This window comes from Provencibacterium massiliense (assembly GCF_900169495.1).
Classification (GTDB): Bacteria; Bacillota; Clostridia; order Oscillospirales; family Ruminococcaceae; genus Harryflintia; species Harryflintia acetispora.
In genome coordinates, this window is record NZ_FWCH01000012.1 from 1,968,516 (window position 1) to 1,993,786 (window position 25,271).

The window sequence follows — 25,271 nt, forward strand, 5'->3', positions numbered from 1 at the left end:
CTCAGCTCTTTGCCGGGAGCCCCATTGCAATAATCCTCTCCATGACCGTTTCGCTGTCGGCGTTCTCGATCAGGTCGCCGTTGATCCGCACCACCGGGGAAATATCCGGATGGGTGCCCTCGACGAGGTTGGTGCAGGTCGTGATGTTGACCTGGGTGTTGAGCCTGAGCTGGACCTTGAGCTTCTTGAGGCTCTCGATCGACTCGATGATGTGCATGGCCCCGTTGAGCACGCACTGTGTGCAGACGCAGACCTCGACGTTAACCTTTTTCATGCTTATGACCATTCCTTTCTCGGGAATTTGCGCCGCCGGCAAGGAGGAAATGGCGGGCGTCGTCCAGGCGCAAAAACCATAAGTTTAAAAGACCAAGCTTTCAAACTTTGCCCCTCTGCTTGATTTGTGGCCGCCCGGTCCCTGGCGGCAGGAGCTGATCGGAAGGTTGTTATTTATTTAACAATCAGTTCCTATTATATCCCCGGCCCCATACAAAGTCAAGGCCCCTCCCCGTGTAAAATACCGGGAAAAGCGCCCCTTATGCACCGGTTGGCTGCGCACCGTATTGTTAACCTTATTATACTAAAAGCCCGGCGGGCCTGTCAAATGAAATCCCGTCCATTTCTGGTTTTTTCTCGGTATTGAAAAGCTCCGGTTGCCTTCACGCCTTCTTTCCGTTATACTGGGGCCAAAGGTATGCCGCCCCGGTAGTTTGGACAGCCGGGTAAGGTTTATGCCGCGGCCGCAAAGCGCCGGGCCGGAAAAGGGAAAAATTTGAAAGATTTCCTGCAAAAAGTCCGCCCCAAGGCTTGCGCTGCGGCGAAGGATGCGGTACAATGGGAATAGAATGTGAAACTATTAACAATCATGTTCAGGAGGGACCGGACAAATGGTGGAGGTAAAGGTGTGCGTGGGCAGTTCCTGCCATATGAAGGGGTCTTATCAGGTGATCAAGACCTTTGAGGAGCTGATCAAGAAAAACGATCTGAAGGACGAGGTGGCGCTCAAGGCCTCCTTCTGCATGGGGCAGTGCCTTCAGGGGATTTCGATCACGGTGAACGGCGAGCCGGTGCAGAATGTGGGCTTTGCCAACGCGCAGGATGTGTTTTACCAGCACATCTACCCGCTGGCCAAGAAAAACGACGGGGAGGACGCGTAAATGAGCAGCAGTATTATCAAGCTCAACACGAAAAATTGCCAGAGCTGTTATAAATGCATCCGGGAGTGCCCGGTCAAGGCGATCGAATTCAAGGACAACAAGGCCCAGGTCATCCCGGGCGAGTGCGTGCTGTGCGGCAGGTGCGTCGAGTGCTGCCCGCAGAACGCCAGGATCCTGCGCGACGACCTTTCGCAGGTGAGGCAGCTGGTGGGCGGCGACAAGCCGGTCTACCTTTCGCTGGCCCCCTCCTGGGTGAGCTGGTTTCGCGGCAAGAGCTTTTCCGCCGTGTCGGCCGCCCTCAAGCGTCTCGGCTTTTGCGGGGTGGAGGAGACCGCCATCGGCGCGGCCGAGTGCTCGCGCAGCTATGGCGAACTCATGCGCCAGGGGCAGATGAAAAACATTATCGCCACCGCCTGCCCGTCGGCCGTGATGCTCGTCGAGCGGCACTACCCGGAGCTCATCAAGCTCCTCGCCCCGGTCTCCTCGCCGATGATGGCGCACGCCAAGCTCATGCGGGAGAGCTACGGGGACATCAAGGTGGTCTTCGCCGGGCCCTGCCTCTCCAAGATGGAGGAGTCGGACGACCCGCTCGCGGGCGGGATGGTCAACTTTGCTTTGACCTTCGAGGCGCTCGGGCGCTGGCTCGAGGAGGAAGGAATCGAGCTCGGCGAGGAGGACCCCGAAGCCGTGGGCGTCAAAAGCCCGGTGGCGCGGCTTTATCCGAAGCCGACCGGGATTTTAAAAACGATGGCGCCCGAGGATACCGCGGGGTATACGCCCATCGCGGTGGACGGGCCGGAGAAGTGTATCGCCCTGCTCGATTCGATCCGGGATGAGCAGCCCGAGGGGCTCTTTATCGAAATGAACCTCTGCCCGGGCGGCTGCATGGGCGGCCCGCTGCTGCGCATGCATCACCGCAACGCCACCCTCTGCGAGGCGCTGCTCACCGAGCGGGATCAGGCGCAGGACCGCCATGTGGCGGGCAGCGCCGAAATGCAGAGCACCTATCCGCGGGTCTTCCAGAACCGCGCGCCCCAATACGAGGAAATCAGCGAGGAGGATATCCGCCGGGTGCTGGAAAGTATCGGCAAGTTCGGGCCCGAGGACGAGCTCAACTGCTCCTCCTGCGGCTATCCCACCTGCCGGGACAAGGCGATTGCGGTGCTGCGCGGCAAGGCCGACGTCAGCATGTGCATGCCCTACCTGCGCCAGCGCGCCGAGAATATTTCGAGTATGGTCATCGAGCACAGCCCCAACGCGATCATCGCCTTTGACGAGGAGATGAACGTCATCGAGCTCAACCCGCGCGCCGAGGAGATCTACGGCGTCAAGCGCGCCGACGTGCTGGGCACCTTCATGGCCGCCTTCTACGGCGAGGACGGCTTCGAGCAGGCGCGAGAGAGCGAGCGGCCGATCGAAAAGAAGGTCTATCTCGACGAGCTCGGGCGCAGCGTGGAAAAGTCGATCGTCTACATAAAGGAGCACCGCATGTACCTGGCCTTTGTCAAGGACATCTCCGAGCAGCAGCACCAGGCGCAGAAGCTCGAGGAGATGCGCCACCACACCGTCGAAACCGCGCAGAAGGTCATCGACAAGCAGATGCGCGTGGCGCAGGAGATCGCAAGCCTCCTCGGCGAGACGACCGCCGAGACCAAGGTCGCGCTGACCAACCTCAAGCGCTCGATGACCGAGGCCCAATCGGAGGAATCGCGATGAACCTGTTTGTAGACGCCTATTGGGAGAGCCTCAACCACTACGGCGAGGAGCTGTGCGGGGACAAGGTGGAGATCGTGCGCGGCGAGGACTATACCATGGCGGTGCTCGCCGACGGACTGGGCAGCGGGGTGAAGGCGAATATCCTCTCCACCATGACCAGCAAGATCATCTCCACCATGTTTTCCGAGGGCGGCAAGCTGGGGGATGTGGTGGAGACCATGGCCAGCACCCTGCCGGTCTGCTCCGAGCGGGGGGTGGCCTATTCCACCTTCACCATCGTCAAGGTGAAGAACGACGGGTGGGTCTATATCGCCGAGTTCGACAATCCCCTTTGCGTATACTTTAAGGACAACAAGGTCTGCGACATCCCGCGCGAGACCCTGGAGATGGACGGCAAGACGATCTATGTCAGCCGCTTTCAGGCCGGGGAGGGCGACATGCTGGTCACCTTCTCGGACGGGGTGGTCCACGCGGGGGTCGGGCGGCTGCTCGACCTCGGGTGGCAGTACGACAACATCGTGGGGTATGTCAAGGAGAACATCACCCCCGACATTTCGCCCCTTATGCTCACCCGCAAGCTCCTCTCGGCGGTCAACACCCTGTATATGGAACAGCCGGGGGACGACTCGACCGCCTGCTGCCTGCGCCTGAAGCCCAGCCGGCCGGCGACCGTGATGGTCGGCCCGCCGATGAACGCCGACCTCGACGAGACGGTGGTCCACAAGCTGATGTACTCCAAGGGGGTCAAGGTGGTCTGCGGGGGCACCACCTCGCAGATCGTCTCGAAGGTGACGGGCCGGGAGGTGCAGGTATCCATCGACTACGAGAACCCCGCCATCCCCCCCACCGCCAAGATCGCCGGGGTGGACCTGGTGACCGAGGGGGTGCTCACCATCGGCAAGGCGCTGGAGCTGATCAAGAACCTGACCGACAGCAAGGATGAGGCCTCGCTGGACACCTTCACCCTCAATAAGAAGGACGGCGCCACCCTGCTGGCCCGGGTGCTGCTCGAGGAGAGCACCGAGGTGCACTTCCTGGTGGGCCGCGCGCTCAACCCGGCGCACCAGAATCCCGGCATGCCGGTCTCGCTGGGGCTAAAGCTCAATTTGATCAAGGAGCTGGCCGCCGAGCTTGAGAAAACGGGAAAACGCGTGGATGTGGAATATTTCTAAAAAGAGAAGCCACCCGCTCAAAGGGCGCACTCCTTTTTCTTCAAGGCGCGGGTTGACGCTGCGCCCTTCTCAAAGTATTGAAAGCAGAGCTTTCAATACTTCCATATGAGTGCTCCCGGAAGGGGCGCGCCTGTTTTCTTCAGCGCGGAGGCTGGCGCTGCACCCCTCTCAAAGGATTGAAAGCTGTGCTTCCAATCCTTCCATATGTGTGATTTCAGAAGGGTGCGTCCTTTATAAGTTTACAGGCAGCAGATGGAATCTGCTGCCTGTAAACTTTTTATGCGTGCTCCCGACGGGCGGCTTCTTTTATCAAGGGTTTCCAAAGGGTGCCATGCACCCTTTGGCAGAGGTTTGGAGACAGCGTCTCCAAGGTCCTGCTCGTTCAAAAGCCCGGAAGAGGGGAATCGGGCCTCCACTGGAGGCCCGAGGGGAGAAACCCAAGGGGGTTTCTCCCATTTTAAATGCAACTTAATCAAACAGCTTTTTGTCGAGCCCGGTGCGGGAGAGCGTGTAAAAGAGCAGCAGCCCCAGCAGATAGCAGGGCACGAGCTGCCCGAGCCCGACCAGCAGCGCTTGGGTCCAGAAAACGGCCAGGTTTTTGCCCGCGCCCATCACCACATATAGTTCCGCCCCGATGACGGCCGCGTTGATGAGCACCGGCGGAAGCGGCGCCAGGATGGGCAGCCCCCGAAAGCGGACCCTGCGCAGCAGCCAGCTGAGCATGGCCGCGACCAGGGTGGCCAGGGTGCCGAAGAGGATGTCCAGCGCCCCCAGGATGTTGGCTCCTGTCAGGAACCCGACGAGGTTGGCGACGGCACACCCGAGCGTCACTCCCACGATCCCGGTGGGGGAATAGGCGGGCAGGATGGTCAGCGCCTCGGACAGGCGCATCTGCACCGGCCCGTAGCTGATGGGCGCGAGCGCCAGGGTCAGCGCGGTGTAGAACGCCGCGATCAGGGAGGCGATCACCATCGCCTTGGTCTTGCTTCTTGTCATTTGTGTTCTTCCTTCCTAGTATTGTTTTAAGTCAGGAGGTTTCGACTGACTGCGGGAAGATGGGATTTTCCCGCGAAGGACATCATACCCGATCCGGGGCTTCTTTGCAAGTGCCGATGACAGGACTGTAAAAGTATGGTATACTGTAAAAACAACCGAAGAGATTTTCAGGAGGGTCAAAATTGATTTGCAGGGAATTTGAAATCGTCTCCCGGCAGGAGCCTATCCCCGGGGTGTTCGATTATAAAATCCATTGCCCCGAGCTGGTGGCAGAAGCCTCCCCGGGCCAGTTCGTACATATCCGCTGCGGGGAGCGTTCGCTGCGCCGGCCGATTTCGATCTGCGCGCTGGACCGCGGGACGGGTGAATTGCGTCTGGTGTTCGAGGTGCGGGGCGAGGGGACGAGGGAGCTCTCCCACCTCGCGGCCGGGGATCGGATGGACATCCTCGGCCCGCTCGGGCACGGCTTTGAGCTGCTCGACCCGGGCGCGCGCGCCGTGGTGGTCGGCGGCGGGATCGGCACCCCGCCGCTGCTCGAGGTGGCACGGCACTACGGCGAGCGCTGCCAGGCGATTTTAGGCTTCCGCAGCGTCAAGAACGTCATCCTCGACCAAGACTTCGCCTCGGCCTGCGGCACCGTCGTCTGCACCGACGACGGGAGCTGGGGCGTGCGGGGGACGGTGCTCCCCGCGCTGGAGGCGGCGCTGCAGGGGTTTTGCCCGCAGATCGTCTACGCCTGTGGGCCGAAGCCCATGCTGAAGGGCATCCAGGAGCTGTGCGCGCGGTATCCGGTGCGCTGCCAGCTCTCGCTCGAGGAGCGCATGGGCTGTGGCGTCGGGGCCTGCCTCGTCTGCGCCTGCAAGACCCGTGCAGAGGACGGGCAGGAAAACTACGCCCACGTCTGCAAGGACGGGCCGGTCTTCGAGGCGCAGAGCGTCGTCTTTGAATAGGAGGGGAACAGAAGTGGCGAACCTTTCGGTGAATATTGCCGGGGTGACCTTGAAAAACCCGGTGATCACGGCCTCCGGCTGCTTCGGATTCGGCCGGGAATACGAGGGCTTTTACGACATTTCCCGCCTGGGCGGGATTTCGCTCAAGGGGATGACCGCAAAGAAGCGGCTGGGCAATCCCCCGCCCCGCATTGCGGAGACGCCCGCCGGGATGCTCAACAGCGTCGGGCTGCAAAACCCCGGGGTGGACGCGTTTTTGCGGGACGACCTCCCCTATCTCAAAACCAAGGATACCGTGCTGATTGCCAACATCGCGGGCAGCACGGTGGAGGATTACTGCGAGATCGCCTCCCGACTGGCGGACAGCGAAGTCGACCTGCTCGAGCTCAACATCTCCTGCCCCAACGTCAAGGAGGGCGGGGTGGCCTTCGGGGTGAGCTGCGAGGGGGCCGCCGGGGTGGTGAGGGCGGTCAAGCGGCATGCGCGGCAGCCGCTGCTGGTCAAGCTCTCCCCCAATGTGACCGACATCGTATCGATCGCGAAGGCGGTCGAGAGCGAGGGCGCAAACGGGATCTCGCTGATCAACACCCTGCTTGGGATGCGCATCGATATCGAGCGCCGCCGCCCAGTGCTCTATAACAACGTCGGCGGGCTGTCGGGTCCCGCCGTCTTCCCGGTGGCAGTGCGCATGGTCTGGCAGGTGGCAAACGCCGTCAAGGTCCCGGTCGTCGGGATGGGCGGGATCGCGAGTGCAAAGGACGCCATCGAGATGATGATGGCGGGGGCCAGTGCCGTGCAGGTCGGCGCGGCGATGTTTTCGGACCCGATGGCCCCGGTCAAGATCATCGAGGGAATGGAAAGCTGGCTTAGCGGGCACGGGATTGCGGACGTAGGGGAAATCGTCGGCACCGTGCAGCCCTGGTCTTAACCGTGCGCCGGGGGGGCGCCCTGTTAACGGGCTGTGTCATGCTGCTTTCCTGTCTGCTGGTGAGCGTTTCGGCGCTCGAAAAGCCGCCCGGAGAGTTTTATGCCGGCGACTTTGCCGACGTCTTTTCCGCCGAGCATGAGGAGTACTACGTCGAGCAGGGGAAGCTGCTGCAGGAATCCTGCTCGGGCGCGCAGATCGCGGTGGTCAGCGTCCCCTCGCTGGAGGGGGAGACGGTCGAGCAGTATGCAAACGACCTGTTCAACGATTGGGGAATTGGGGATAAGGAAGAAAACAACGGTCTGCTGATCCTGCTCGCGCCTAACGAGCGCCAGATCAAGGTCGAGGTCGGCTACGGGCTGGAGGGCGCGCTCAACGACGCGAAGACCGGCCGGCTGATGGACGAATATGCCGTCCCCTCCCTGCGGGAGGACGACTTCGACGGAGGCGTCTATTCCCTTTACCGGGCGCTGCTGGCCGAGGTTTACCGGGAATATGAGGTTGAGCCGCCGCAGAGCGCGGGGCTCCAGGATTTCGCGCCGCCGGAGCCGGAGGAGCCGCGCTACTATGGGGACGAGGACTTTCTGCTGGACCAGGCGCAGCTCCTGAGCGGGGAGGTGCGCGAGCACGTCCTCGCTTACAGCGGGGCGCTCTACGACCACACCGGGATCAGGATCGCCTGCGTGATCTCGGACGAGACCGGCTCGAAGAGCGCGCAGGAATGCGCCGACGCGCTGTATGAGGAGCAGAAGATCTCGCGGGAGGCCGGCGGGAACGGGGAGAGCATGATCCTCTTTTACTCCCCCGCGCAGAACGATTGCGGGATGGCCATGGGCGAGGTGATCGATTATCATATGCTCAGCGCCGGCCGGGCAGACTATATTATCGAGCAGCGCCTGGAAAAAGCGCCCGAGGGGCAGACGCCCGCCGAAACCTTCCTGGCGGTCTATGATACGGCTTTGGCCGACCTGCTCACCTTCTGGGATTACGCCCCGCCGGACGGGGTGGAGGTGCTGCCCGAGGCGCCGAAGGACTGGTCACTTAGCAATCTGCTCTGTATGATTATTCCGTTTGTTTTCGGCCTGATATTTGTCCTTCCGCCCGTGATTACGGTGATCAGGATTATCAAGGCGGGCGGGATCCGCAAGTATTTTAAAGAGGTCTGTAAGGGATCGTCCCGCTCCTCCCGGGGAGGCGGCTCGTGGGGCGGCTCGTCCGGGTCTTCGAGCTCGAGCAGGAGTTCGGGCGGCGGGGGCAGTTCCGGAGGCGGCGGCTCGTCGCGCGGCTTTTAAAAACCACATTTTTGGAGGAACGATATGAAAATCATGGCGGTGGACCTCGGGGACGCGCGTACCGGGCTTGCGGTGTGCGATAGGACCGAGTTTTTGGCATCCCCGGTCGGGGTGATTCATGACCGGGTGTTTGAGAGCATACTAAATAAGGTGGCGATCGCCACCAAGGAATACGATGTGAAGAAGGTCGTGGTGGGCTACCCGGTCAACATGAACGGCACCGTGGGCGAGCGCGCCGAGAAGTGCGAGCGCTTCGCCGAGGCGCTGCGCGCGCGGGTGGAAATCCCGGTGGTGCTGTGGGATGAGCGCTCGACCACCGTGTCGGCGCATAACATCCTCAACGAGACCGATACCCGGGGCAGGAAGCGCAAGGAGGTCATCGACGAGGTGGCCGCCACCCTGATTCTGGAGAGCTATCTTGCCTGGCGCAAGAACCACCCGGACCAGGATTAGACTGACAAGGGAGGCAACGGCATGACCGTTTATATCAACCGGGTGGGTAGCGCGCCCGATTTCGATGCGCTGCCCATCGCCAAGTTGCTCGACTATCCGGGCGAGAAGCGGGACTTCCGCCCCTTCGCCCAGGCGCAGTTCGCGCTGGGAGAAAAAGCCCTCTTCGTGCGGCTGATGGCCTTTGAGGTGGGCCCCGACCCCCAAAGCCGCCTGAGCGTCGCGCTCGAGGGGGGCGTGCTGCTCTCCTGCTTCCCCGGCGGGCGGCTCGAGGAGCTGGGCGGGGGCGGCCTCGGCGCGAAGGCGCAGGAGATCGGTTCGGAGGATTTGCAGGGGATCTACTGGGGCGCGGACCTCGCGCTGCCTCTGGCGCCGCTCTCCAACCGGCTCGGCCGCACGCCGGCGGTGGGCATGACGATGCGCGGCAACGTCTTTAAATCCCTGCACGGGGGGAAGACGGGGCGGGACCACTTCGGCTGCCTTTTCCCCTGTTCCCCGTTCGATCTGGGCGATGAGGGACAGGTGCGCTCCTTCCTGGCAAAGCCCGGCTTCGGAGAGCTGACCATCGTCGGCTACTAGTCCGGTTGACAGGGCCGGCAAACTGTTGTACAATAATTGAGCGCTTTTAGGAGCGCTCCTATGCGCCTATAGCTCAGCAGGATAGAGCGACCGCCTCCTAAGCGGTAGGTCGGAGGTTCGAATCCCCTTAGGCGCGCCAGCGGCAAGCCGCCGCTCCCAAACGCGCCCCCCACAAGAAGTGGGGGGCGCGTTTGCACACCTAAGACTGTGGAATCGTCGCTATTTCAACTGATAAGAATGGAGCGGGCGGTATGGGCAATTTAAGAGAGCGGGCGGGAAAGCTGAAAAGGGATATACCCGCCGTGTTTTTGGCCTTGCGGGACCGGGAGACGCCGGTGCTCGCCAAGGTCATGGCGGCCGTCACAGTGGGATACGCCCTCTCCCCCATCGACCTGATCCCGGATTTCATCCCAATCCTGGGCTATCTGGACGACGTCATTTTGCTGCCGGCATTGGTGGCGCTGACGGTCCGGCTGATTCCCGGCCGGGTCTGGGAGCGCAGCCGCGCGCGGGCGGAGCATCTGTGGGAAAACGGGAAACCGAAGAAGTGGTACTTTGCCGTCCCCATCCTTGCCATATGGTTTTTATTCCTATGGCTGATTGTGAAGGCAATCTGGTTTTAGCGGTTTGGGCCGGGTGCGCCCCGAAAACAAAAAGCCCGTGCGGGTGCATAGCACCCGCACGGGCTTCCCTTTTATTCTTCGATCCCGGCCAGGGCTTTGAAGCTGCCGCCGAGCTGGTCGTAGAGCTTCAGGTAGAGCTGGTAATAGGGCAGATAGCGCGCGTGCCGCGCCCGGTCCGGCGAGAGGGAATGGCCGGGCCGGGCCGTCGCCGCCACCGCCTGCTCCACCGACTGGTACAGCCCGGCGCTCACTGCGGCGAGGAGCGCCGCGCCCCAGGCGGCCCCCTGGTCCGAGAGGGAAATGTCGGTGGGGCAGCCGTACAGGTCGGTGAGCATCCCCCGCCACAGGAGGCTCTTCGCCCCGCCGCCGCAGACGGTCATCTCCCCGACGGGGAGCTCTAGCTCCCGCAGCACATCCAGGCAGGAGAGCTGGGAGAAGGCCACCCCCTCCATCACCGCCCGAATCAGGTGGGCCCTCGTGTGCATGGCGCTTAGCCCGAAGAACACGCCCCGGCAGTGCGGGTCGGGATGGGGCGAGCGCTCCCCCATCAGATAGGGCAGGTAAATAAGATTCCCCGCCCCGATCGGGATTTTCTCCGCCAGCCGGTCCATGAGCGTGTAGACGTCCACGCCCTCCCGCTGCGCCTGCTCGGTTTCGGGCGCGCAGCAGGTGTCCCGCAGCCACTTTAAGGAGAGCCCCGCCGCCTGGGTGCAGCTCATGACGCTCCATTTCCCCGGCGCCGCCGCGCAGAGCCCGTGGACCCGCCCCTTGGGGTCCACCCGGACGTGGTCGCTGATGGCGTAGATCACGGCGGAGGAGCCAATGGTGGTAAAGGCTTTCCCCTCCTTGACCACCCCCGCGCTCACGGCGGCGGCGGCGTTGTCCGCCGCCCCGCCCGCCACAATCGCGCCCGGGACAAGCCCGGTCTCATCGGCGGCCTTACGGCTGACCCGGCCCGACTCCTGCGCGGACTCATAGAGGGCCGGCAGGAGCGACGCGTCGATGTCGAAAATGGAGAGCAGTTCTTTGCTCCAGCGGCGGGTGCGGATGTCCAGCAGCTGCATCCCCGACGCGTCGCTGACGTCGGTGGCAAACTCCCCCGTCAGGCGGTAGCGGATATAATCCTTGGGCAGCAGAATGTGCGCGCACCGTGCGTAGAGCGCGGGCTCGTGCTCCTTGACCCAAAGGATTTTGGAGGCGGTGAAGCCGGTCATGGCCGGGCTCCCGGTGATTTCGAGGATCCTCTCCCGGCCCGCCAGCTCCTCCATGCGCCGGCACTCGCGCTCGGTGCGCTGGTCGCACCAGAGGATGGCCGGGCGCAGCACCGCGCCGTCGCGGTCCAGCATGATGAGCCCGTGCATCTGGCCGGTCAGCCCGACGGCGGCGATCCGTCGGGGGTCCTCTCCGCTCTTTTTCAGTACGCAGCGGATCCCCTTCAGAACCGCCTGCCACCAATCCTCGGGATCCTGCTCGGCCCAGCCGTTTTGCGGCTGGCTCAGGGGATAATCCACCGTCTTGGAGCTGAGGAGCGTCCCATCGCCTGCGCAGAGCACCGTCTTGGTGCCCGAGGTGCCCACGTCGATTCCCAACAGCAGCTTGTCCATGCTCATACGACCATTCCTTTCATCAGTGTGAGCCGCGAATTGTAATTGAAAGCGCCTCGTTTGAGCAGAACACCGGCATGCGCTCGATCGGCGCCTGACAGACGATCCGCTGACCGCCCGCGAAGCGCTCGCCGGTGGCGGTATCGATCCACTCCCGGCCTTCCGGGAGCCAGACGCCCCGCTCCCGCATTCCGTGGTACATTACGGGGGCCACCAGCACGTCGGGACCGAACATGTACTGGTCCTCCGTCTCCCAGGCCTCCTTCTGGTGCGGGAAGTCGTAGAACATCGGGCGCATGGGCGGGGTGCCCTTTTTGTGCGCCTCGGCCATCAGCCCGGTGACGTAGGGACGCAAGCGTTCGCGCAGCTGCATATAGTCCTTGCAGATTTCGTAGACCGGCCCGCCGAAGCTGTAGACTTCGTTCTCGGCCCCCGAGGAGCACATCCCCCCGCCCACCTTGTCGCTGAGCGGCTCCTTCCAGGGGAGGCGGCTGCCGTGCAGGCGCATGACCGGGCAGAAGGCGCCGTATTGGAACCAGCGCACCAGCACCTCATGGAAATACGGGTCGTGGATGTCCCCGCCGTTGAAGCCGCCGATGTCGGTGGTCCACCAGGGGATTCCCGCGATGGACATGCTTAGCCCCGCGGCGAACTGGTCCCGCATCGACTCGAAGCTCGAGTGGATGTCCCCCGACCAGACCAGGGTCCCGTAGCGCTGGGAGCCGGCCCAGGCGCAGCGTATGAGCATGAGGGGGTCCTCGCCTTCGCGCCTCAGCCCATCGTAAAAGGCCTTGGCGTACAGCGCGGGGTAGATGTTCCCCACCTTGAGGTTGCTGCCCAGGCTGTAGCGGTAGAGGTCGAAGTCATAGGTGGAGTACTCCGGTTCGGCCGCATCCAGCCAGAAGGAGCGTATCCCGTAGTCATAGTAGTTCTTTTTGCATTCGTTCCAGACGAACTCGCGCGCCTCGGGGTTGGTCGCGTCGAAGAAGGTCTCGTTGCCCAAAAACTGCATCTGGGTGCGCACTCCCCGGTCGGTCTGGGCCAGGAGCCCGCGCTCGAGCATGAGGGGAAAGTTAGGGCTCTCGGAGTCCACCGTCGGCCAGACCGAGACCATCAGCTCGACTCCCAGCTCCCGCAGCTCGCGCACCATCCCCTCCGGGTCGGGCCAGTATTCCCGGTCGAACTGCCAGGTGCCCTGATTGGGCCAGTGGAAGTAGTCGATTACGATGACCGAGAGCGGCAGGCCGCGGCGCTTATATTCCCGCGCCACCTGCAGCAACTCCTCCTGGGTCTGGTAGCGCAGCTTGCACTGCCAGAAGCCAGTGGCGTAGTCGGGCATCATGGGTGGCCGGCCGGTGGCGGCGCTGTAGCGCTCGACGATCTCGGCCGGGGCGTCCCCCGCGCAGATCCAATAGTCCAGCTGCTGGGTGCTCTTCGCCTCCCATTCGGTCAGGTTGGTGCCGAAGGTCGCCCGCCCGATGGCCGGGTTGTTCCACAGAAAGCCGTAGCCCGAGTCGGACAGCAGGAAGGGCACGCTCGCCTGGGAATTGCGCTGGGCGAGCTCCAGCGTGGCCCCTTTCAGATTGAGGATGCTCTGCTGGTACTGGCCCATGCCGTAGAGCCGCTCGTCCCGCTTGGACTCAAAGCGCATGGTGAGGGAGTATTCCCCGCCGATCACCGGGCGCAGGTCCCGCGCCTTCACCTTTAAGAGGCTGTTAAATCCCCCGACGGCCTCCTCGGTGCGCAGGTATTCCTCCAGCAGCAGCCCGCCCTGACGATTATAAAAGAGCACCTTGCCGCTTTTTTCTATTTTGGCGGTGATCCCGCCGTTTTGGATGGCGGCCTCCTGGCCGTCGATCGTGATCTTCGCCTCCCCGCCCTCGCGGGGCAGCAGCGCCCAGTCCTGGGATTCGTCCATTTTATAGCAGCGCGTGCAGCGCACCCGCAGGGCGCTCCCGCCCCAGGGCTCGATCCAGAGCTTCTCCCCGTCGTATTCCCGGATCAGGCGGTTTCCCTCTCTCTTTAGGATAGCCATCGAATGTCCCCTTTCTGTAATGTTAACCCTTGACCGAACCGGCGGTGATCCCGCCGACGATGTGTTTCTGGGTGAAGATGAAGATGAGCAGGATCGGCGCGGAGGTGATGGCCGCCGTGGCCATCAGGCCGCCCCAGTCGGTGCCGTACTGGCTGATGAAGGTGCGCATCCCCAGAGTGATCGGCCAATAGGTCTGGTTGGGCAGCAGCACCAGCGCATAGAGAAGCTCGCCCCAGGCGAAGATGAAGGCGAAGGCCGCGCAGGTCAAAAGCGAGGGGAGCGTCAGCGGCAGCATCACCTTGAAGAAGGTGCCCCAGTTGGAGCAGCCGTCGATCGCGGCGGCGTCCTCCAGCCCCTTCGGAACGTTCAGGAAGGCCGTTCTCAGCAGCAGCAAAACAAAGGGCAGGGAACCCGTGATGTTCGCCAAAATCACCCCGACATAACTGTCGGTCATATGCGCCTTGCTGAACATGGCGTAGAGCGGCAGCACCAGCGAGTTGCTCGGCACCATCTGGATGATGATGACCAGGAACATGATGACCCCGATCCCCCGGATCGGCTTGCGGGCCAGCGCATAGGAGGCGGGCGCCGCCAGGAGGACCCCGCCGATCATGGCGCACACCGAGATGATGAAGCTGTTCTTTAAATAGAGGTACAGGTTGCTGTTGCGAAGCTGGCTGAGGTAATTGCCCAGGTACAGCTCGTTGGGGAAGAGGGTGGGAGGGTTGGAGAAAATCTCGCCCGAGGTCTTGAGCGACGAGACGATCATCCAATAGATGGGGAACAGGTAGACCAGCACGATCAGCAGCCCCAGCAGGCTCTGCAGCGCCTTGCCGTACCGGTGTGCGAATTTGTATGTCGTCATGCCGCCACATCCTCCTTTTTGGAGATATGCACATAGATCAGCGCCAGCGCGATGATGATCAGGAAGGAGATGTTGGAGGCCGCCGCGCCCTCCCCGAAGCGGAACATGGTGAAGGACTTCTCATACGAATAATAGGACAGGATCTGGGAGGAGTTGGCCGGGCCCCCTTTGGTCATGGCGTAGATCAGGTCGAAGACCTTGAAGGTGTAGATGAAGCCGAGCAGGAAGAGTACCGAGATGGTCGGCAGCATCATCGGCCAGGTGATGTCCCGAAAGCGCCGCCAGGCGCCCGCCCCGTCGATGACCGCCGACTCATACAGCTCGCCGGGAATCCCCTGCAGCCCCGAGAGCAGGATGATCATATTGAAGGGGATGCCCACCCAGATGTTGGCGAAGATAATACTTCCGAGCGCCGTCTGGGCGCTGGAGAGGAAGTTGATCGCGTGGGGGATGATCCCGAGGCTGGTGAGCATATAGTTGAGAATCCCGATGTCTCCCGCCAAAATCCACTCGAAGATCGTACCGGTGATCACGGTGGGGTTCATCCAGGCGATGAGCAAGAGTGCCCGCATCCACTTGGCGCCCTTAAAGTTCTTGTTGAAGTAAAGGGCGAAAGCAAAGCCGAACAAGAAGTGGAAGACCAGGCAGACAAATACGAACACAAAGGTGTTGCCCAGTGCATTTTTAAAAAAGCGGTCGGACAGCACGGCCTGAAAGTTTTTGAGGAATACGAAGGGCTGATCGCCCGAGACGAAATTTTTGAGCGTCACATCCCGAAAGCCCATGTCTATACTATACCAGATCGGATAAATCATCAATACGGCGATGAACAAAACCGCCGGCAGCAGGAAGGTGTAGTCCACCCATTTCCCCCGTTTAAAAAACAGTGCTATGCGCCCCGGCTTTTTCTCTTTCATTTCACTCCACCTTCCATCTCTTCGTTCATCTTTCCACGCAATAGGGCAAGGAAGCCCTCCTTGCCCTATTGCCGTCCTCTAAAGTGGGTCTGTTAGGACCCGAAAAATGCGTTGTACATGGGGGTGATGGTCGCGGCCGCCTCGTCCATCGCCTGCTGGGCGGTCTCCTGTCCGCCCATCGCAAGCCCCATGGCGACCTGGATGGCCTTGGACATCTCGTTGTACTGCGGGCCGTAGGCGCGGGGTCTTGCAACCACCAGCTGGTCGATGAAAATCTTGTTGATCGGGTCGTCCTGATAATAGGGGTCCTTGGCAAGCTCGGTGTCGGCGGGCAGCTGGCCGATGTCCTTGAGGAACTGGCCGTAGCGGCTCGGCTCCAGGACATACTCGACGAACTTCCAGATGCTTTCCACATCCGACCCGTTGCCGATCCCGAAGCTCTCGCCGCCCAGGATCGAGGTGTATTCGCCGTTGTCGGCCTTCGGGATCATGGTGATGTCCCACTTCATGTCGGGGGCGTTCTCCTGCAGGGGAGGCACGTTCCAGGGGCCGTTGAGCATCATGGCCGCCCGCCCGGTCTCGAACAGGACGCGCGCGTCCTCCTGGCTGTTGGTCACAGTGTCCTTGGACATCAGCCCCTCGTCGATCATTTTGGAAAGCAGGTCGAGCGCCTCGACGCCGCCCGGGGCCGCCACGTTGTCCAGGTCCGCTCCGGCCGACCAGAGGAAGGGCAGGAACTGGAACACGCCGTCCTCGCCCTCGCCCGCCATGGCGAAGCCGTACATGTCGTCGGTCGCCACCGCCTTGGCGGTCTCATACAGCTCGGTCCAGTTGGTGGGCGGGGTCTCGATCAGGTCGGTGCGGTAGAAGAAGGCCACGCAGTTGGCATAGCAGGGGAAGCCGTAGAGCTTGTCGCCCACCGTGTGCTGCTCGACGACGTAGGGGAGGGTGTTCTTCATGATTCCGCTGCTTTCGATCTGGCTTGTGATGTCTGCGAGCACCCCCGCCTCCACCAGCGTCGCGGTGGAGTTCGCGTCATAGAGGAAGAGCTCGGGCAGCACATTGCCCGCGGCACTGACCAGGATCTTCTGCATATATTCGCCGTAGGGGATATACGAGACCTCGATCTTGACGCCGCTCTCCTGCTCGTAGCCATCCACCATGTCCTGCAGCAGGCCCTGCTGCAGGTCGCTGTTCCAGTAATGCCAGAGCGCCAGGGTATCCCCCGAAGACGCGGGCGCTGCGCTGCTTTGCTCCTCGCTGCTCGCGGGGGCGGCGTCGCTCCCGGCGGGCGCCGAACCCGATTCGGCGGGTGTGCTGCCGGTGGAGCAGGCTGCCGTGGAAAGCAGCATGCCCATCGTTAAAAATACGGCCAATAGCTTTTTCAAAATAATTCTCCTTTCGTCTGCCTGACTGTCGTTTCGGTCTTTCCTCGGGTGTGTTTGCTCCGCCCCCCTTTCCGGTTTGCCCTATCAAATCAGTTTCCTGTTATTCTCCTGAAAACAGCACCTGGTTGAGAATCCCTTCCAGGTACTCCCGCTCTCCCGGCGCGGGACGAAAGCCCTCCAAACCCTGGGCCAGCGCGGCCAGCTCCCGCAGGTCGGTCTGCCCGCTGACGATCTTCTTCCCGATCCCCTCGGTGTACCCGGCGTAGCGTTTTTGCACAAATTCGTCCAGCCGCCCGTCCTCGATCAGGGCCGCCGCCTTGCGCAGCCCGAGCGCAAAGGTGTCCATCCCCAGGATGAAGCCGTGGAACAGGTCCTCGGGCGTGTTGCTGGCGCGGCGGGTCTTGGCGTCGAAATTGAGGCCGCCCCGCAGCCCGCCGGACTTTAAAATTTCATACATGCACAGGGTGGCGGCATACCCGTCGCAGGGGAACTCGTCGGTGTCCCAGCCCAGGAGCATGTCCCCCTCGTTCGCGTCGATGCTGCCGAGCATCCCGTTGATCGCGGCGGTGCGCAGCTCGTGCTGGAAGGTGTGCCCCGCCAGGGTGGCGTGGTTGGCCTCCAGGTTGAGCTTAAAGTCCCCCTCCAGCCCGTACTGCCGCAGAAAGCCGATGGCGGTCGCGGCGTCGAAGTCGTACTGGTGCTTCATCGGCTCCTTGGGCTTGGGCTCGATCAGGAAGTCACCCTGAAAGCCTATGCTCCTCCCATAGTCCACCGCCATGTGGAAAAGCCGGGCGATGTTGTCCTGTTCGAGCTTCATGTCGGTGTTGAGCAGGGTGTCGTAACCCTCCCGGCCGCCCCAGAAGACATAGGCGCTCCCCCCAAGTTTCACGGTCAGGTCGAGCGTCCTTTTCACCTGGGCCGCCGTGTAGCAGAAAATTTCCGGGGAATCACAGCTTGCGGCCCCGTTCATATACCGCGGGTGCCCGAAGAGGTTGGCTGTGCCCCAAAGGCACTTGACGGGGTAGCGCTCCATCTTCCCCAGGATGTAGTCGCCGATCTCGTCCAGCCGCCGCTGCGTCTCCTGCAGGGTCGCTCCCTCCGGCGCCAGGTCGAGGTCGTGGAAGCAGAAGTACTCGATCCCCAGCTTCTCCATCAGCTCGAAGCCGGCGTCGGCCTTCGCCCTGGCGTGCTCCATCGTGCCGGGCGCGGCGCCGAAGTTTTTGTCCATCGTCTCCGACCCGAACATATCGGTCCCGCCCGCGCAGAGGGTGTGCCACCAGGCCATGGCGAACTTCAGGTGCTCCTTCATCGGCTTTCCGGCGACGACCTCGTCCCGGTTATAAAACTTAAAGGCAAAGGGGTTTTGGCTCTTTGGCCCTTCGTATCTGACTGCTGGAATACTTTCAAAGAATTCTTCCACTGCACACTCCTCCTTCTGGTTGGGCCCGGCTCGTTTGATCCTGCGGACAATTTCTGGAATAATTTGCTCGTGCACTTTTATACTATCGAGGCCCTTTCAGAAAGTCAACAATTTTATAATAATTTCGACTTATTTTATTAATAATAGTATTATTTTATGGTTATTATAACTAAAAATATGGCAAAATAAGTCAAACTCAATATTTGCGTGCTCGAACACGGTATTGTCAATAAAATGCCAGATAAAAGGCGGGAACGTGTCCGCCCACATATTGACAAGCCCCCGCTTCTCTTGTATGATAGCGGTAAGTATTATCCCCCCACATCGAGGTGCTGCCGCAATGGCTACAATCAAAGAGATCGCCACCCTGGCGGGCGTGTCGCGGGGAACGGTGGACCGGGTGCTGAACAACCGCGGAGCCGTCAATCCCCAGACCGAGCGCAAGGTCCGCCAGATCGCCGACGCGATCAATTATAAGCCGAACAAGGCCGCCAAATCCCTGGCGGTGCGCAAGAAGAATTACAAGATTGCGTTCATCCTTCCGGATTATGTTTCCAGCAACCCGTTTTTTAACGACGTGGTCGCCGGTGCCGAGCGCAAGGCCCGGGACCTCGGTGAATACGGGGTGTCGGTCGAGTTTTACTATTCCCGCTTCGCGGACCCGGCCGCCCAGGTCGAGCTGCTGGACACGCTGGCGCACGAGGGCATCAGCGGGGTGGCCATCGCCCCGGTCAACCATCCGTCGGTGGCCAAGAAGATCCGCCAGCTGATCGCCGCCGGAATCCCGGTGGTGACCTCCAATACCGATATCGAAAACTCGAACCGCCTGGCCTACGTGGGCAGCAATTACTATGAAGGCGGCCGCACCGCCGCCGGGGTGATGGGCCTGATCACCGCCGGGCGCGCGAACGTCGGGATCGTCAGCGGCTCGGGGAGCATCCTCGGGCACACCGAGCGGGTCCGGGGCTTCACCGAGCATATGGCCGCGCACGAGCCGGGGATCCGGATCGTCGGCCTTGTGGAAAACAACGACGACGACATCGAGAGCTACACGGTGACGAAGGACCTGCTGGAGGCCCATCCCGAGATCGACGCCATCTATATCACCGCCGCGGGCGTCTATGGGGCCGGGCGCGCGATCCAGTCGCTCGGGCGCACGCCGCCCATCCGGGTGGTCTGCTTCGACACAGTCCCCACCACCGTGCGCCTGATCAAGGAGGGCGTGATCGCAGCCACCATTGACCAGCAGCCCTTCGTGCAGGGCAGCAAGCCGCTCGGCCTGCTCTACGAATACCTCACGATGGGAGTCCTGCCGAAAAAGGAATACCTCTATACCGAGCTGGGAATCCGCATCCGCGAGAACCTGTGAATAAACAGGGGCCGCGCAAACCTTATGGTTTGCGCGGCCCCTGTTCCGTTTATACCCTGCACGGGAGGGCGCTTTCCAGCGCGGCAGTGATCTGCCGCAGGCGCTCCTCGCTGATCCCCAACCTCTTCTGGAACTTTTCCCCTTCCATGCGGGATACCTTCAGCGTGTCGGGAGCGAGCCGGCGCACGGCCTCCGTCATCTGCCGCACCGCCCCGTCGCTGTCATTGTAACCCTGGAGGATGGTGACTTCAAGGATGAACCTTCCCCCGTACTGCTTGCGGAAGGATTCCATGTTGGCGATGTATTTTTCCAGGGTGTAGCCCGGGGCGGGGCGTTGCACCTTCTGGAATCCTTCCTCGGTGATTACTTTGAGCTCCCCGATCACCTCGTCACATTGGTTTGCGAGCTCCCTGCACCGTGGGTTGCCGAGCAGGTAGCCGTTCGATTGCAGCTTGATGCGGCGTCCCTTGTCCTTGATGAAGCGGATGACCTCCCCGAGGTTTTCGTGCACCAGGGCCTCGCCCTTCGAGTTTAAAAAGACCAGGTCGGGATCGGTTTCGTCGATGCGCCGTCCAAGCTGCGCCAGCGCCCCGCTGATGTCGCCGAAGGCCTGCGGGGCGTCGGTCTTTTGGCGCGAGCGTCCGAGGGGGCAGAAGATGCAGTCGAAGTTGCAGCACTTCTGCGGCAGGATGTCGACCGACAGCACCCGCCTGCCCTCCCTGAGATAGATGTCCTTGCAGCAAAATTCGTTCATAGGAAAGTCCTCCCTTAATATGGTTTTTTTATTTTTATAAGCAGGGCAAGGCTCAGGATGGATACGGCCCCCTCCGTCGCCGGGAGGGCCAGCCACACGCCGCTCACCCCCATCAGAGCCGTGAGCAGGAAGGCCAGCGGAAGGATCAGCACGAGCCCCCGCAAAACCGAGACCAGGTGGGCCGGAAGGGCCCGGCCGACCGAGGTAAAATACATCGAGACCACGATGTTGAAGCCCACGAAGGGGGCGGCCAGGAAGTAGAGGCTCAGCCCATAGACCGCGATCCGCTGCAGCGCGGGGTCGCCTTGGCTGTTGAAGGCCCCCGCGATCGGGCCGGCGAACAGGAAAACCGACAGATAGACGGCGAGAGCAATCGTCAGCATGGCGCTCAGCGCATAGCGCAGCACCCGACTCGCCGCCTCCTCCTCTCCCCGCCCGAAGGCGCGGCTCACCAGCGGCTGCATCCCCTGCGCGAGCCCGGTGAAGATGGCGACCACCACGAGCGACAGGTTGGCGATCACGCCATAGGCCGCCACGCCGACATTCCCCAAAAGTTCCAGGAGGATGAAATTGAAGGCGATGATCACGATCCCGGAGGAGACCTCGGTGACGAGGGAGGGAAGCCCCAGCGAAAAGATGGCGCACACCGCCGAAAGGCGGGGCGGCCCCTTCGCGGGGCGAAGGCCGCTCCTCCCCCGCAGCCAGTGCAGGGAGAGGATCAGCATGCTGACCACCGGTGCGAGGCCGGTTGCCAGCACCGCGCCGAAGAGCCCCATCCCCAGCGGGAAGATGAAAATATAGTCGAGCAGGATGTTGCAAAAGCTCCCGCCCAGCATGGCCAGCATCGAGAGGCGGGGGGCCCCGTCGTTGCGCACGAAGCAGATCAGGATGTCGTTGCAGAGAAAGGCGGGGGCGAAGAGCAGGATCACCCGCAAATAGGTTTCGGTCATGGAAAAAACCTCGGTGTCGGCTCCGAGCAGCGCGGTGATCCCTTGGGAGCAGAACAGGCCCGCCAGCAGGAAAAGGACGGCCAGCGCCGCCGCAGGGCAAAGGGTGTCGGTGAACCACCGGCCGCCCCCCTGCTCATCCCCTTGGGCTTTTTTAATGGCGTACTTGGTGCCGCCGCCCATGCCCAGCATCAGCCCGCAGCCGTGGATCAGGCTGTAGACCGGGATCGCCAGGTTCAGCGCGGCCAGCCCCTGCGCGCCCAGGCCCTTTGCGATGAAATAGGTGTCCGCCAGGATATAGCAGGACAGCCCGAGCATCCCCAGTACGCTCTGCGTGCAGTAGCGGGCGAATTCCCGCAAGCCGGACCTTTCGATTGCGCTCCCCTCCCCAACATAAAAAGCGCCAGCGCTTTCTATCTTCAATGGCCTAACGATAGAAAGTCTGGCGCCAAAACTCCTTTACCCGGCGGCAAAGAAGTCGCTGTTTTGATTTCGGTTTATTATAGCACGGCCCGCGCGAAAATTGCAAGAGGGTGGGGAAATTTTCGCGCGCCGGGGGATATACGCGGCTATTCGATGAAGTTGGTCCAGAGGTGCTCCTCGTACTGCGGGGGCTGCACGCCCGCCCTGCGGCCCGCCTCGAGGCATTGCAGCAGCCAGGCCATGTTTTCGCCCAGCGTGCGCATGGTCTGCAGCCCCTCCGCGTCGCGGCGCACCTCCTCGGGGGAGTTGCCGTGCACCTGGTTCCAGTACTGGGAGGGGACGATGGGCATATTGCTGATGGCGAAATACTTGTTGAGCCTCTCAAAGGCGGCGCTGGCCCCGCCCCGGCGGCAGGAGACGACGCAGGCGCCCAGCTTCCCGGCCATGCGGGAGCCGCCGGCGTAGAAGAGCCGGTCGAGAAAGGCGGTGACCTGCCCGCTCGGCCCCGCGTAGTAGACCGGGGAGCCGATTACCAGCGCGTCGAACCCGTCCAGCCGGGAGAGCGTCTCATTGACCGGGTCGTCGAAGACGCACCGCCCGCTTTCATAGCACTTGCCGCAGGCGATACAGCCCGCGACCGGCTTTTTGCCGAGATACAAAGGCTCGGTTTCAATACCGTGCTTATGCAGGGTGCCGGCCACCTCGCTCAGCGCGGTGTAGGTGCAGCCCTGCTCGTTCGGACTGCCGTTGACGAGAAGTACCTTCATGTGGGCTTCCTCCTTTTTATGCGGGTGCGCTGATTGACAAGCGCAATACCGTCCAGTACAATTGTAGTACAAATTGGAAATTTTTCAAGCATGAGCGGAAAGGAAGTATCTATGAAAAAGACCGGATGCAGGATGCTCTCGTTGCTGGCGGCCCTGGCTGCCGCCGTGCTGGCCGGCGCTGCCGTCTTCGCTTCTCCCGCGGGAGAAAAAGAAATCACGATCGGGCTCGGCCAGCTCGCCCCCGGCGGGAAGGTTTCACTCGGCGCGCGGCATCTCCCCGCGGGGGCGATCTGCCTGCCCGCACTCAGCTGGGAGGGCGGCGCTTCGCTCTGGGCGGTCTGCAGCACCCGGGACGGGGAGCAGCTCGAGTACCCCATTTTGAAAGACGGCCCGAGCGCCGGGGCCTTCGTGATCGAGGAGGCGGGGGACTACACCGTCGCCCTGCGCAACTGCTCCCCCTCGTCGGCGAAGAACCTCACAGGCAAGCTGACCTTCCCGCAGCAGGCGCCGCCGGCGGACCCCGCGCCAAGCGCCCCGTCGCTGGTGCTGCAGGGGGTGCAGGTCTACCATCCCGCGGCGGGCGAGGGGGGCTACTCCTATCTCCACGAGGTGGCCACCAACAATACCGGGAAGCGGATCGCCGCCTACGAGTGCGGGATGCTGGCCTTCGATCAAAACGGCGCGCCGCTCAGCCTTGACTGGTTCAGCCTGGACTCCGACTACGAGCCAAGCTACGACTATCTCTACGACTGGGGCGGCAGCGGCCCGGCCCCCGGCGAAACCGACAACGAGCCCGGCGGCTGGACGCTGGACATCCGGGGCGACGACCCCGAAGCGAAGAAGGTCGCGTACGCCCTCTACTGCTATAAAACCATCACCTTCGAGGATGGCAGCGCGTGGAAGAACCCGGACTATCAGAGCTGGCTCACCGCTTGGCGGGGCAAGCGGGCCGAGGTGCAGGCGCTGCAAAGCTACTACCCGCACATCGAAGCGATCGGTTGACGGGGCAGGCGGGCGCCCCGGCCAATCCCGCCCAGGCAGGCGGATTTTCTATAAAATCCGTGCATACTACTAGTAAATATGCGTGCGGCAGCAAGGAGGGCGCGGGATGGAAAAGGAAATTTATTTCGCAGGGGGCTGCTTTTGGGGCGTGCAGGAGTTCTTCTCCTGTATCGCGGGGGTGCTTTCCACCGAGGCGGGCTACGCCAATGGCGGCAGCGCCGCTCCCAGCTATGAGGAGGTCTGCTCCGGCTCGGGGCACGCCGAAACGGTCAGGGTGGTCTACGACCCACAGAGCGTTTCGCTGCCCTTCTTGCTGGGGATGTTCTATTCGGTCATCGACCCGACCAGTGCCGATCGGCAGGGCCCCGACCGGGGGAAGCAGTACCGGCCGGGCGTCTACTACACCGACCGGCAGGACGAGGCGGTGATCCGGCGCTCGCTGCACGAGCTGCAAAAGGAATACGAGCAGCCCCTCGCGGTGGAGCTGGCCCCGCTCACCCAATATGCCCCGGCCGAGGAGTACCATCAGCAGTATCTTAAGAAGAATCCGGGCGGCTACTGCCACATCCCCCCGGCCGCCTTTGCGCGCGCGAAGGCGGCGCGCGAGGCGCGCTGGAGCAGGCGGCCGCCGGAGGAGCTGCGCCGCCGGCTGAGCCCCCTGCAATACCGGGTGACCCAGGAGGGGGCGACCGAGCCGCCCTTTCAAAACGAGTATTTCGACCACTTCGAGCCCGGGATCTACGTCGACGTCACCACCGGGGAACCGCTCTTCTGCTCGGCGGACAAGTTCGAGTCGGGCTGCGGCTGGCCGAGCTTTGCCCGCCCGATCGGGAAGGCGCTGCTCGCCGAGCGGCGGGACCAAAGCTTCGGCATGGAGCGCGTCGAGGTGCGCTCCAAGACCGGGGACGCCCATCTCGGGCATGTGTTCACCGACGGGCCGGCGCCTCTCGGCGGCCTGCGCTACTGCATCAACAGCGCCGCTTTGCGCTTCATCCCCAAGGAGGAGATGGAGCGCGAGGGGTACGGCGAATATCTCACCCTGCTCTGACATCGGAAAGGAGGCCGGGCGATGGGCCGGCTAAAAACCATTTTGAGCAGCAGGCCGGCGCGCCTGCTGCTCCTTTGCTGGCGCACGGCCTATCCGCTGCTGGTTTACATGCTGGCGGGTTATCTGGCCCTCTATGGCGGGCTCTATGCCTGTGCGATCCGTTACGGATTTTTTTCGGGGGAGCGCGAAAATGCCCTCGCGCGGGCCTATGGCACGGTAAGCTCCAACCTGCTGCTGGTTACCTCCCTGGCGGCGCTGCTCGCCCTGCCGCTTCTGCTGTTCTTTTTGCGCCGGGACCGGCGCCGGGAGCAAAGGGGCGCGCCGATGGCACTGCCGCTTGCCCCGCTGGCGGCGGCGCTGCTCGCCGCCGGCGGCGGATTCGCCTATTCGCTCAATTTCCTGATGGACCGGCTGGGCTTCCTCGAGATGCCCTCGTTCCAGGAGGCGGGCGAGATCCTCTATGGGGAGGGCCTGCTAATCCAGCTGCTGGGCCCGGGGATGGTCATCCCGCTGGTGGAGGAGCTGGTTTTCCGCGGGCTGGCCTTCTCCCGCCTGCGCCGGAAAATGGGCTTCTGGCCGGCGGCGCTGATCAGCGCGCTGATTTTCGGGGCCTTCCACGGCAACCTGACGCAGGGGATTTACGCCTTCCTGCTCGGGCTGCTGATCGCTTGGGTTTACGAGCGCACGGGGCGTTTCTGGACCTGCGTGCTCTTCCACGCCGCCGCCAACCTGCTTTCGATCCTGGCCTCGAATTTTACGGATGAGTTCTCAATCGCGCTGGCCGTTGCCTGCGGCGCGGCCGCCGTCGCCGGCTCTGCCTGGATCGGACAAAAAACCGCGAAAAGATTATAATGTTATGACATAGTTTGATGGAT

Annotated in this window: 24 protein-coding genes and 1 tRNA gene; 14 read left to right on the top strand and 11 right to left on the bottom strand. The window is 62.4% G+C overall.

Going from position 1 to position 25,271, the window contains the following annotated elements:
* Position 1 precedes the first annotated feature (1 nt).
* On the bottom strand, positions 2–274 hold the full coding sequence (locus tag B5477_RS14535) for a thioredoxin domain-containing protein (RefSeq protein ID WP_079700353.1): 273 nt from the start codon (positions 272–274) through the stop codon (positions 2–4).
* Between the two features lie 610 nt (positions 275–884).
* On the opposite strand from B5477_RS14535, the gene B5477_RS14540 reads away from it, so the two are divergent.
* Genes B5477_RS14540 through B5477_RS14550 form a run of 3 tightly spaced genes read left to right on the top strand, consistent with a single transcriptional unit; the run spans position 885 to position 4,042 of the window.
* Positions 885–1,154 (top strand): (2Fe-2S) ferredoxin domain-containing protein, encoded by a 270-nt coding sequence (locus B5477_RS14540; protein ID WP_079700354.1) that lies wholly within the window; start codon positions 885–887, stop codon positions 1,152–1,154.
* Complete coding sequence (locus tag B5477_RS14545) at positions 1,155–2,870, top strand: [Fe-Fe] hydrogenase large subunit C-terminal domain-containing protein (protein WP_079700355.1); 1,716 nt, start codon at positions 1,155–1,157, stop codon at positions 2,868–2,870. It begins immediately after the preceding gene.
* A complete protein-coding gene (locus tag B5477_RS14550) occupies positions 2,867–4,042 on the top strand; it encodes a SpoIIE family protein phosphatase (protein WP_079700356.1) in 1,176 nt (391 codons plus the stop codon). Before B5477_RS14545 ends, B5477_RS14550 begins: the two co-directional genes overlap by 4 nt.
* Positions 4,043–4,510: 468 nt before the next feature.
* Here the strand turns inward: B5477_RS14550 and B5477_RS14555 are convergent, their stop codons facing one another.
* Positions 4,511–5,038 (bottom strand): QueT transporter family protein, encoded by a 528-nt coding sequence (locus tag B5477_RS14555; protein WP_079700357.1) that lies wholly within the window; start codon positions 5,036–5,038, stop codon positions 4,511–4,513.
* Between the two features lie 182 nt (positions 5,039–5,220).
* On the opposite strand from B5477_RS14555, the gene B5477_RS14560 reads away from it, so the two are divergent.
* The 7 genes from B5477_RS14560 (at position 5,221) to B5477_RS14590 (ending at position 9,857) form a co-directional block, all read left to right on the top strand.
* Positions 5,221–5,988, top strand: a complete 768-nt coding sequence (locus B5477_RS14560; protein ID WP_079700358.1) for a dihydroorotate dehydrogenase electron transfer subunit — start codon at positions 5,221–5,223, stop codon at positions 5,986–5,988.
* 13 nt (positions 5,989–6,001) lie between these two features.
* Entirely contained in the window at positions 6,002–6,916 is a 915-nt protein-coding gene (locus B5477_RS14565; protein WP_079700359.1) for a dihydroorotate dehydrogenase, read from the top strand.
* Between the two features lie 38 nt (positions 6,917–6,954).
* Positions 6,955–8,205 carry a TPM domain-containing protein gene (locus tag B5477_RS14570; protein WP_079700360.1) on the top strand — a complete coding sequence of 417 codons (1,251 nt, stop codon included), beginning with the start codon at positions 6,955–6,957 and terminating at the stop codon, positions 8,203–8,205.
* 24 nt (positions 8,206–8,229) lie between these two features.
* Positions 8,230–8,658, top strand: coding sequence for a Holliday junction resolvase RuvX (gene ruvX / locus B5477_RS14575; RefSeq protein ID WP_079700361.1), 429 nt, complete (start codon positions 8,230–8,232; stop codon positions 8,656–8,658).
* Positions 8,659–8,679: 21 nt separating this feature from the next.
* Positions 8,680–9,234 (top strand): hypothetical protein, encoded by a 555-nt coding sequence (locus B5477_RS14580; protein WP_079700362.1) that lies wholly within the window; start codon positions 8,680–8,682, stop codon positions 9,232–9,234.
* Between the two features lie 62 nt (positions 9,235–9,296).
* Positions 9,297–9,373: transfer RNA gene (locus tag B5477_RS14585), tRNA-Arg, on the top strand.
* Positions 9,374–9,485: 112 nt separating this feature from the next.
* Positions 9,486–9,857 carry a YkvA family protein gene (locus B5477_RS14590; protein WP_079700363.1) on the top strand — a complete coding sequence of 124 codons (372 nt, stop codon included), beginning with the start codon at positions 9,486–9,488 and terminating at the stop codon, positions 9,855–9,857.
* A gap of 71 nt (positions 9,858–9,928) precedes the next feature.
* On the opposite strand, the gene xylB is transcribed toward B5477_RS14590, so the two are convergent.
* From xylB to xylA, 6 genes are all read right to left on the bottom strand, one after another.
* Positions 9,929–11,467 carry a xylulokinase gene (gene xylB, locus B5477_RS14595; protein WP_341456003.1) on the bottom strand — a complete coding sequence of 513 codons (1,539 nt, stop codon included), beginning with the start codon at positions 11,465–11,467 and terminating at the stop codon, positions 9,929–9,931.
* 16 nt (positions 11,468–11,483) lie between these two features.
* Positions 11,484–13,496: a glycoside hydrolase family 31 protein gene (locus B5477_RS14600; protein ID WP_079700364.1), complete on the bottom strand. Its 2,013-nt coding sequence runs from the start codon at positions 13,494–13,496 to the stop codon at positions 11,484–11,486.
* A gap of 22 nt (positions 13,497–13,518) precedes the next feature.
* Entirely contained in the window at positions 13,519–14,361 is an 843-nt protein-coding gene (locus B5477_RS14605; RefSeq protein WP_079700365.1) for a carbohydrate ABC transporter permease, read from the bottom strand.
* Entirely contained in the window at positions 14,358–15,278 is a 921-nt protein-coding gene (locus tag B5477_RS14610) for a carbohydrate ABC transporter permease (RefSeq protein WP_079700366.1), read from the bottom strand. The genes B5477_RS14605 and B5477_RS14610 overlap by 4 nt, the downstream gene beginning before the upstream one ends.
* Positions 15,279–15,370: 92 nt before the next feature.
* Positions 15,371–16,666 (bottom strand): sugar ABC transporter substrate-binding protein, encoded by a 1,296-nt coding sequence (locus tag B5477_RS14615; RefSeq protein WP_079700367.1) that lies wholly within the window; start codon positions 16,664–16,666, stop codon positions 15,371–15,373.
* 100 nt (positions 16,667–16,766) lie between these two features.
* Entirely contained in the window at positions 16,767–18,086 is a 1,320-nt protein-coding gene (gene xylA, locus B5477_RS14620; protein WP_079700368.1) for a xylose isomerase, read from the bottom strand.
* A 340-nt stretch (positions 18,087–18,426) separates the two neighbouring features.
* Here xylA and B5477_RS14625 point away from each other — a divergent pair, with 340 nt between their 5' ends.
* Positions 18,427–19,455, top strand: a complete 1,029-nt coding sequence (locus B5477_RS14625) for a LacI family DNA-binding transcriptional regulator (protein ID WP_079700369.1) — start codon at positions 18,427–18,429, stop codon at positions 19,453–19,455.
* A gap of 49 nt (positions 19,456–19,504) precedes the next feature.
* On the opposite strand, the gene B5477_RS14630 is transcribed toward B5477_RS14625, so the two are convergent.
* The 3 genes from B5477_RS14630 to B5477_RS14640 all read right to left on the bottom strand — a co-directional run bounded on the left by B5477_RS14630 (position 19,505) and on the right by B5477_RS14640 (position 22,346).
* Positions 19,505–20,209 (bottom strand): radical SAM protein, encoded by a 705-nt coding sequence (locus B5477_RS14630; protein ID WP_079700370.1) that lies wholly within the window; start codon positions 20,207–20,209, stop codon positions 19,505–19,507.
* A 14-nt stretch (positions 20,210–20,223) separates the two neighbouring features.
* The gene (locus B5477_RS14635; RefSeq protein WP_079700515.1) at positions 20,224–21,474 is read right to left on the bottom strand and encodes an MATE family efflux transporter; all 1,251 of its coding nucleotides are present in this window, start codon (positions 21,472–21,474) and stop codon (positions 20,224–20,226) included.
* 251 nt (positions 21,475–21,725) lie between these two features.
* Positions 21,726–22,346 carry a flavodoxin family protein gene (locus B5477_RS14640; RefSeq protein WP_079700371.1) on the bottom strand — a complete coding sequence of 207 codons (621 nt, stop codon included), beginning with the start codon at positions 22,344–22,346 and terminating at the stop codon, positions 21,726–21,728.
* Between the two features lie 111 nt (positions 22,347–22,457).
* Here B5477_RS14640 and B5477_RS14645 point away from each other — a divergent pair, with 111 nt between their 5' ends.
* The 3 genes from B5477_RS14645 to B5477_RS14655 all read left to right on the top strand — a co-directional run bounded on the left by B5477_RS14645 (position 22,458) and on the right by B5477_RS14655 (position 25,248).
* Complete coding sequence (locus B5477_RS14645) at positions 22,458–23,348, top strand: DUF5780 domain-containing protein (RefSeq protein WP_079700372.1); 891 nt, start codon at positions 22,458–22,460, stop codon at positions 23,346–23,348.
* Positions 23,349–23,454: 106 nt separating this feature from the next.
* Complete coding sequence (gene msrB, locus B5477_RS14650; protein WP_079700373.1) at positions 23,455–24,396, top strand: peptide-methionine (R)-S-oxide reductase MsrB; 942 nt, start codon at positions 23,455–23,457, stop codon at positions 24,394–24,396.
* A 21-nt stretch (positions 24,397–24,417) separates the two neighbouring features.
* A complete protein-coding gene (locus B5477_RS14655; RefSeq protein ID WP_079700374.1) occupies positions 24,418–25,248 on the top strand; it encodes a CPBP family intramembrane glutamic endopeptidase in 831 nt (276 codons plus the stop codon).
* The last annotated feature ends 23 nt before the right edge of the window (positions 25,249–25,271 follow it).

Excerpts from the sequence above, each read along its gene's own strand:
- B5477_RS14645 (WP_079700372.1), top strand. The coding sequence starts at position 22,458 with ATGAAAAAGACCGGATGCAGGATGCTCTCGTTGCTGGCGGCCCTGGCT.
- B5477_RS14535 (WP_079700353.1), bottom strand. The coding sequence starts at position 274 with ATGAAAAAGGTTAACGTCGAGGTCTGCGTCTGCACACAGTGCGTGCTC.
- msrB (WP_079700373.1), top strand. The coding sequence starts at position 23,455 with ATGGAAAAGGAAATTTATTTCGCAGGGGGCTGCTTTTGGGGCGTGCAG.
- B5477_RS14580 (WP_079700362.1), top strand. The coding sequence starts at position 8,680 with ATGACCGTTTATATCAACCGGGTGGGTAGCGCGCCCGATTTCGATGCG.
- B5477_RS14545 (WP_079700355.1), top strand. The coding sequence starts at position 1,155 with ATGAGCAGCAGTATTATCAAGCTCAACACGAAAAATTGCCAGAGCTGT.
- B5477_RS14570 (WP_079700360.1), top strand. The coding sequence starts at position 6,955 with ATGCTGCTTTCCTGTCTGCTGGTGAGCGTTTCGGCGCTCGAAAAGCCG.
- B5477_RS14610 (WP_079700366.1), bottom strand. The coding sequence starts at position 15,278 with ATGAAAGAGAAAAAGCCGGGGCGCATAGCACTGTTTTTTAAACGGGGG.
- B5477_RS14590 (WP_079700363.1), top strand. The coding sequence starts at position 9,486 with ATGGGCAATTTAAGAGAGCGGGCGGGAAAGCTGAAAAGGGATATACCC.
- B5477_RS14640 (WP_079700371.1), bottom strand. The coding sequence starts at position 22,346 with ATGAAGGTACTTCTCGTCAACGGCAGTCCGAACGAGCAGGGCTGCACC.
- B5477_RS14635 (WP_079700515.1), bottom strand. The coding sequence starts at position 21,474 with ATGCTCGGGCTGTCCTGCTATATCCTGGCGGACACCTATTTCATCGCA.
- B5477_RS14630 (WP_079700370.1), bottom strand. The coding sequence starts at position 20,209 with ATGAACGAATTTTGCTGCAAGGACATCTATCTCAGGGAGGGCAGGCGG.
- B5477_RS14540 (WP_079700354.1), top strand. The coding sequence starts at position 885 with ATGGTGGAGGTAAAGGTGTGCGTGGGCAGTTCCTGCCATATGAAGGGG.
- B5477_RS14625 (WP_079700369.1), top strand. The coding sequence starts at position 18,427 with ATGGCTACAATCAAAGAGATCGCCACCCTGGCGGGCGTGTCGCGGGGA.
- B5477_RS14550 (WP_079700356.1), top strand. The coding sequence starts at position 2,867 with ATGAACCTGTTTGTAGACGCCTATTGGGAGAGCCTCAACCACTACGGC.
- xylB (WP_341456003.1), bottom strand. The coding sequence starts at position 11,467 with ATGAGCATGGACAAGCTGCTGTTGGGAATCGACGTGGGCACCTCGGGC.
- B5477_RS14605 (WP_079700365.1), bottom strand. The coding sequence starts at position 14,361 with ATGACGACATACAAATTCGCACACCGGTACGGCAAGGCGCTGCAGAGC.
- ruvX (WP_079700361.1), top strand. The coding sequence starts at position 8,230 with ATGAAAATCATGGCGGTGGACCTCGGGGACGCGCGTACCGGGCTTGCG.
- B5477_RS14655 (WP_079700374.1), top strand. The coding sequence starts at position 24,418 with ATGGGCCGGCTAAAAACCATTTTGAGCAGCAGGCCGGCGCGCCTGCTG.
- B5477_RS14555 (WP_079700357.1), bottom strand. The coding sequence starts at position 5,038 with ATGACAAGAAGCAAGACCAAGGCGATGGTGATCGCCTCCCTGATCGCG.
- B5477_RS14600 (WP_079700364.1), bottom strand. The coding sequence starts at position 13,496 with ATGGCTATCCTAAAGAGAGAGGGAAACCGCCTGATCCGGGAATACGAC.